At 71.4% G+C, this 6,116-nt stretch carries 8 protein-coding genes; 4 read left to right on the top strand and 4 right to left on the bottom strand.

Going from position 1 to position 6,116, the window contains the following annotated elements:
• Nucleotides 1-92 precede the first annotated feature (92 nt).
• Nucleotides 93-698, bottom strand: coding sequence for a TetR/AcrR family transcriptional regulator (locus ACFVGW_RS24185; protein ID WP_385853438.1), 606 nt, complete (start codon nucleotides 696-698; stop codon nucleotides 93-95).
• A 131-nt stretch (nucleotides 699-829) separates the two neighbouring features.
• Here ACFVGW_RS24185 and ACFVGW_RS24180 point away from each other — a divergent pair, with 131 nt between their 5' ends.
• From ACFVGW_RS24180 to ACFVGW_RS24165, 4 genes are all read left to right on the top strand, one after another.
• The gene (locus tag ACFVGW_RS24180; RefSeq protein WP_383228934.1) at nucleotides 830-1,984 is read left to right on the top strand and encodes an acyl-CoA dehydrogenase family protein; all 1,155 of its coding nucleotides are present in this window, start codon (nucleotides 830-832) and stop codon (nucleotides 1,982-1,984) included.
• Nucleotides 1,985-2,029: 45 nt separating this feature from the next.
• Entirely contained in the window at nucleotides 2,030-2,791 is a 762-nt protein-coding gene (locus ACFVGW_RS24175; protein WP_383292710.1) for an SDR family NAD(P)-dependent oxidoreductase, read from the top strand.
• 102 nt (nucleotides 2,792-2,893) lie between these two features.
• A complete protein-coding gene (locus tag ACFVGW_RS24170) occupies nucleotides 2,894-3,610 on the top strand; it encodes a TetR/AcrR family transcriptional regulator (protein ID WP_385853437.1) in 717 nt (238 codons plus the stop codon).
• A gap of 121 nt (nucleotides 3,611-3,731) precedes the next feature.
• On the top strand, nucleotides 3,732-4,124 hold the full coding sequence (locus ACFVGW_RS24165) for a zinc ribbon domain-containing protein (RefSeq protein WP_385853436.1): 393 nt from the start codon (nucleotides 3,732-3,734) through the stop codon (nucleotides 4,122-4,124).
• Nucleotides 4,125-4,197: 73 nt separating this feature from the next.
• On the opposite strand, the gene ACFVGW_RS24160 is transcribed toward ACFVGW_RS24165, so the two are convergent.
• From ACFVGW_RS24160 to ACFVGW_RS24150, 3 genes are all read right to left on the bottom strand, one after another.
• A complete protein-coding gene (locus tag ACFVGW_RS24160) occupies nucleotides 4,198-5,154 on the bottom strand; it encodes an electron transfer flavoprotein subunit alpha/FixB family protein (protein WP_383228938.1) in 957 nt (318 codons plus the stop codon).
• Nucleotides 5,155-5,187: 33 nt separating this feature from the next.
• Nucleotides 5,188-5,973 (bottom strand): electron transfer flavoprotein subunit beta/FixA family protein, encoded by a 786-nt coding sequence (locus tag ACFVGW_RS24155; protein ID WP_352190871.1) that lies wholly within the window; start codon nucleotides 5,971-5,973, stop codon nucleotides 5,188-5,190.
• 44 nt (nucleotides 5,974-6,017) lie between these two features.
• The coding region (locus tag ACFVGW_RS24150; protein ID WP_155525297.1) for an acyl-CoA dehydrogenase family protein at nucleotides 6,018-6,116 on the bottom strand (99 nt) is incomplete at its 5' end.

Raw genomic sequence — 6,116 nt, 5'->3', positions numbered from 1 at the left:
GTGCCGGCCGTCCCCAGGCAGACCCCGTCCGGCCGTCCCGGCAGACCCCGGCCGACCGTCCCGGCCATCCCCGGCCGGCCGGGGAGGCGCCGTCAGTTCTTGCGTAGGCCGTTCAGCAGGAGCTCGGCCAGCTGGCCGTACGCCTCCGCGTCCGCCAGGCCGGTCGCCGCCGCGACCTGGCGCCGCTGGATGCGGACCATGACCGAGGCGATGACATCGGCCGCGAACGTCACATGGACCTCACGGAAGACGCCTGCGCGCACGCCCTCCTCGATCAGCTGCTGGACCCGTCCGGCCGCCGCGCGCGTGTTGCGCTCGTAGACCTCGGCGGCCGGTTCGAAGGCCGCGAGGTCGTCGAAGAACTGCGGCGAGACCGGAGCCAGCTCCGCCGCGACCGCCCGGAGATAGGCGGCCAGTCGCTCGGCGGGATCCCGTTCCGCAGCGAGGACCGCTTCGACCCGGGTGGTCGCGCGCCGGAAGAAGTGGACGACCGCCGCCCGGACGAGCTGCTCCTTGCTGTCCGCGAGGCCGTACAGCGTGCGCTTGGAGCAGCGCAGCCGGGCCGCGAGATCGTCCAGGGTCATCTGGGCGAAGCCCTCGCCGACGAGGAGTTCCACCAGCTCCTCGAAGAGGGCTGACCGACGGGCCGCACCGCGGCCCGTCAGCTTGGGGGCGCCGGCGGCTGGAGTGTCGATCACCCGAACAGTATGCCGGGCTACCCGTTCGGGGGGTTACGGCAGAACCCTTCTGCGCTACGCTAAGCGGTACTGCCGTACCGCCAGCAGTACCGTTACCCGGTACTGAGTGGCTGAGTGTCAATGGAGTCGCCATGGCTGTCGACCGCCTGCTTCCCACCCCCGAGGCAGCGGACCTCATCGCCCTCACCCGGGAGATCGCCGACAAGGAACTCTCCTCCCGCGTCGACGAGCACGAGGCCGCCGAGACCTATCCCGAGGGTCTGTTCGCCACGCTCGGGCAGGCCGGACTGCTCGGCCTCGCCTACCCCGAGGAGTACGGCGGCGGAGGCCAGCCGTACGAGGTGTACCTGCAGGTCCTGGAGGAGCTGGCGGCGCGCTGGGCGGCCGTCGCGGTCGCGACCAGCGTCCACACCCTGGCCTGCCACCCGCTGCACTCCTTCGGCACCACGGAGCAGAAGGAGCGCTGGCTCCCCGCGATGCTCGCCGGCGAGACCATCGGCGGATACAGCCTCTCCGAGCCCCAGGCGGGCTCCGACGCGGCCGCCCTGGCCTGCAAGGCCGAGCGCGTGGACGACGGCCCGAACGGCGCCGCGTACCGCGTCACCGGCACCAAGGCGTGGATCACCCACGGCGGCAAGGCCGGCTTCTACTCCCTCTTCGCCCGCACCGCCCCCGGCGGCCACGGCATCTCCTGCTTCCTCGCCCCGGGCGAGACCGAGGGCCTCTCCTTCGGCAAGCCCGAGCGGAAGATGGGCCTCCAGGCGGTCCCCACCACCTCCGCCCACTGGGACGGCGCGCTGCTCGACGCCGACCGGCTCATCGGCGACGAGGGCCAGGGCCTGCAGATCGCGTTCAGCGCGCTCGACTGCGGGCGCCTCGGCATCGCCGCCTGCGCCACGGGCCTCGCCCAGGCCGCCCTCGACGCCGCCGTCGCGTACGCCAACGAGCGCACCACCTTCGGCCGGAAGATCGTCGACCACCAGGGGCTCGGCTTCCTCCTCGCCGACATGGCCGCCGCGGTCGACTCCGCCCGCGCCACCTACCTCGACGCCGCCCGCCGGCGCGACCTCGGCCGCCCGTTCGGCCGCCAGGCCAGTGTGGCCAAGCTGATCGCCACCGACGCGGCCATGAAGGTGACCACGGACGCCGTCCAGGTCCTCGGCGGGTACGGCTACACCCGTGACTTCCCGGTCGAGCGCTACATGCGCGAGGCCAAGATCATGCAGATCTTCGAGGGCACCAACCAGATCCAGCGGCTGGTCATCAGCCGCCGGCTCGCCGCCTGACGCCCGCCTCTCCGCCGATTTCCCGCTGACGTTTCGAGGAGTTCCATGGACATCGCCGGCTCCGCCGCGCTCGTCACCGGCGCCGCATCCGGTCTCGGTGCCGCCACCGCTGCCGCACTCGCCGCCCGTGGCGCCACCGTCTACGGCCTGGACCTGGACAAGGCCGTCGCCGCGGCCGGGCCCCTGCCCGAGGGCGTGACCCTGCTCGCCGCCGACGTCACCGAGGAGGCGCCGGTCCGCGAGGCCCTCGCCCGGATCGAGGCCGACGGCGCGGAGCTGCGGCTCGCCGTCAACTGCGCGGGCATCGCCCCCTCCGCCCGCGTCCTGGGCCGCAAGGGCCCGCACGACCTCGACCTGTTCCGCGCGGTCCTGAACGTCAACCTGCTGGGGACGTTCAACGTGATGCGGCTGGCGGCCGAGGTCATCGCCCGTCAGGAGCCGGACGAGCACGGCCAGCGGGGGCTCGTCGTCAACACCGCCTCGATCGCGGCCTTCGAGGGGCAGGTCGGACAGATCGCCTACGCCGCCTCCAAGGCGGGTGTCGCCGGCATGACCGTCACCGCCGCCCGTGACCTCGCCCAGTTCGGCATCCGGGTCGTCACCATCGCGCCCGGGATCGTCGACACCCCGATGATGGCCGGCTTCAGCGAGGAGATCCGCGCCGGGCTCGGCGCGAGCGTCACCTTCCCGCAGCGCCTGGCCCGGCCGGACGAGTACGCCAGGCTCGTCACGATGGTCGCCGAGCACGACTACCTGAACGGCGAGACGATCCGGATGGACGGCGCCCTGCGGATGGCGGCCCGCTGACCCTCCCGTACGCGGCCGTCGACACGCTCGAATAGCACTTGGTGCCGGTGAAAGCTGGCACCAAGTGCCGCGCTGTCCCCGGTCGGATGTTAGGTTCTGGCCATGGGAACAGCCTCGACGAACTCCGCGAAGCCCGCGATGCGGGACTCCCTCATCGCCGCGGCCTTCCAGCTCTTCCTGGAGCGGGGGTACGAGCAGACCACCGTCGACGACATCGTGACCCTCGCCGGGGTCGGCCGGCGGTCGTTCTTCCGGTACTTCCCGTCCAAGGAGGACGTGGTCTTCCCCGACCACGAACAGAGCCTCGCCGACATGACCGCGTTCCTCGCCGCGAGCGCGGACACCGACGACCCGCTGGGCAGGGTCTGCGACGCCACCCGTCTCGTCATGCGGATGTACGCCGAGAACCCCACCTTCTCCGTCCAGCGCTACCGCCTCACCCGCGAGGTGACGGGCCTGCGGACGTACGAACTGTCGGTCGTCTGGCGGTACGAGAAGACCCTCGGCGACTATCTGCGGACCCGCTACGCGGACCGGCGCGACGGCACCCTGCGGGCCAACGTGGTGGCCGCCGCCGTGGTCGCCGCGCACAACCACACGCTGAGGCACTGGCTGCGCTCGGGCGGCGAGGGCGATCCGCTGGCAGAGGTGGACCGGGCCCTGGAGTTCGTCCGGGACACCTGGAGCGGGGAGCGCGGCGAGAACGGCGGCGCCGGTCAGGGAGAGCAGGCCGAGGACGTCGTGGTGGTGATCACCAAGCGCTCCACGCCCATGTGGCGGGTGGTGCGCGAGGTGGAGTCGAGCCTCGGAGAGAGCTGAGAGAGACCTGAGGGATCTCAGTATCTTCAATTGAGGGAACTCAGGTCTTTATTTGATGGCACTCAGTGCCATATCTTTGCTCCATGCACGGTCGAGCCGCCGAGTGCAAGGAGAACGCATCGTGTTCCACGCCGGGTCCGTAGCAGTGAGGAACGGGAACGCCGCCGTCCACGCCGAGGAATCGGACGACGCCGAGCTCTACTACCAGCTCTGTCGCTGGTGCAACACCACGACCTTCCAGCGCCTGCTCTGTCCGACCTGCGGGTCGACGGACCTCGCCCCCGAGCGCAGCGAGGGCGAGGGCGTGATCTCCGTGCGCCGCGGGGTCGCCGCCGCCGACAACGACCTGTGGCCGGTTCACATGACCGAGGGCTTCGTCGTACGGTGCCGGGTCGACGGACCCCCGCACGCGGTGCGCCCCGGCGTCCGCGTCAGGCTCTCCGCGCGCCCGGCGGCTGTGGGACAGCCCGTCGTCCGGCTTTGCGAGGAAGTCCCCCTCGACGGCTGGATCTGAGCGCGACACGACGAAGCGGCCCGGTGGCACAGAGTGCCACCGGGCCGCTTCGTCGTAGGCGGGGGAGCGACCCCTACCGCGCGCCGATCTCGCCGGTGAGCTGGGGCAGGACCTCGAAGAGGTCGCCGACCACGCCGTAGTCGACGAGGTCGAAGATCGGGGCCTCGGCGTCCTTGTTGACGGCCACGATGGTCTTCGAGGTCTGCATGCCCGCGCGGTGCTGGATCGCGCCGGAGATGCCCGCCGCGATGTACAGCTGCGGCGAGACCTGCTTGCCGGTCTGGCCGACCTGGTTGGAGTGCGGGTACCAGCCGGCGTCGACGGCGGCACGCGAGGCGCCGACAGCCGCGCCCAGGGAGTCCGCGAGCTTCTCGACGACCTGGAAGCCCTCGGCCGCGCCGACACCACGACCGCCGGAGACCACGATCGCGGACTCGGTCAGCTCGGGGCGGCCGGTCGAGACGCGCGGGGTGCGCGAGACGACGGTGGCGGCGTTGCCGGTGAAGGCGACGGTGACGTTCTCGACCGTACCGGCGGCCGGGGCGGCCTCCGGGGCGGCGGAGTTCGGCTTGACGGTGATGACCGGCACGCCGTGCGAGACCCGCGACTTCACCTGGTACGAGGCGGCGAAGACGGACTGGGTCGCGACCGGACCCTCGTCACCGGCCTCCAGCTCCACGGCGTCGGTGATCAGACCCGAGCCGAGGCGCAGCGCCACGCGCGCGGCGACCTCCTTGCCCTCGCCGGAGGAGGTCACCAGGACGGCGGCGACCCCCTTGTCCTTGGCGATCTGGGTGAGCGCGTCGACCTTCGGCACGACGAGCTGGTCGGCGAACTCGGCGCCGTCCGCGACGTACACGGTCGCGGCGCCGTACTCGCCGGCGGTGGCGGCGATCGACGCGGCGGCCTCGCCGGCGCCGAGCACGACGGCCGTCGGCTCGCCGATCCGGCGGGCCAGCGTGAGCAGTTCGAGCGCCGGCTTGCGGACCGCACCGTCGGCGTGGTCCACGAGAACCAGGATCTCAGCCATGATTCCTTGCTCCTGAACGATAGTGACGGTGGGTCAGATGAACTTCTGGGCGGACAGGAACGCGGCGAGCTGCTTGCCGCCGTCGCCCTCGTCGGTGACGATCGTGCCCGCGGTACGGGCCGGGCGCGCGGTGGCCGACTCGACCAGGGTCCAGGACCCCGCGAGGCCGACCTCGTCGGCGTCGATGCCGAGGTCGTCCAGGTCCAGCTCCTCGACCGGCTTCTTCTTCGCGGCCATGATCCCCTTGAAGGAGGGGTAACGGGCCTCGCCGGACTGGTCGGTGACCGAGACGACCGCGGGCAGCGGAGCCTCGATCTGCTCGGTGGCGGCGTCGCCGTCCCGGCGGCCCTTCACCACGGTGCCCTCGACCGAGACCTCGGAGAGGAGGGTGACCTGCGGGAGGCTCAGCCGCTCGGCGAGCAGCGCGGGGAGCACGCCCATGGTGCCGTCGGTCGACGCCATGCCGCAGATGACCAGGTCGAAACCGGTCTTCTCCAGGGCCTTGGCGAGGATCGCGGAGGTGCCGATGACGTCGGTGCCGTGGATGTCGTCGTCGTTGACGTGGACGGCCTTGTCGGCGCCCATCGACAGCGCCTTGCGCAGCGCGTCCTTGGCGTCGTCCGGACCGACGGTGACGACGGTGACCTCGGCGTCGTCGGACTCCTCCGAGATGCGCAGCGCCTGCTCGACGGCGTACTCGTCGAGCTCCGACAGCAGGCCGTCGACCTCGTCGCGGTCGACCGTCAGGTCGTCGGCGAAACCGCGGTCGCCGGTCGCGTCGGGTACGTACTTCACACAGACAGCGATCCTCAGGGTCACGGCCTGGCTCCTTTCAAGCGGTCAAACGGGCAGGTGACGGTCGACTACGGGAGGTTGCGGGCCATGACGATGCGCTGGACCTGGTTGGTGCCTTCGTAGATCTGGGTGATCTTGGCGTCGCGCATCATGCGCTCGACGGGGTA

This window comes from Streptomyces sp. NPDC127129, assembly GCF_042671585.1.
Lineage (GTDB): Bacteria > Actinomycetota > Actinomycetes > Streptomycetales > Streptomycetaceae > Streptomyces.
Note: the sequence above shows the minus strand (reverse complement) of the source record. Positions and strands in the feature narration are given on the sequence as shown.

Excerpts from the sequence above, each read along its gene's own strand:
- ACFVGW_RS24180 (WP_383228934.1), top strand. The coding sequence starts at position 830 with ATGGCTGTCGACCGCCTGCTTCCCACCCCCGAGGCAGCGGACCTCATC.
- ACFVGW_RS24175 (WP_383292710.1), top strand. The coding sequence starts at position 2,030 with ATGGACATCGCCGGCTCCGCCGCGCTCGTCACCGGCGCCGCATCCGGT.
- ACFVGW_RS24170 (WP_385853437.1), top strand. The coding sequence starts at position 2,894 with ATGGGAACAGCCTCGACGAACTCCGCGAAGCCCGCGATGCGGGACTCC.
- ACFVGW_RS24160 (WP_383228938.1), bottom strand. The coding sequence starts at position 5,154 with ATGGCTGAGATCCTGGTTCTCGTGGACCACGCCGACGGTGCGGTCCGC.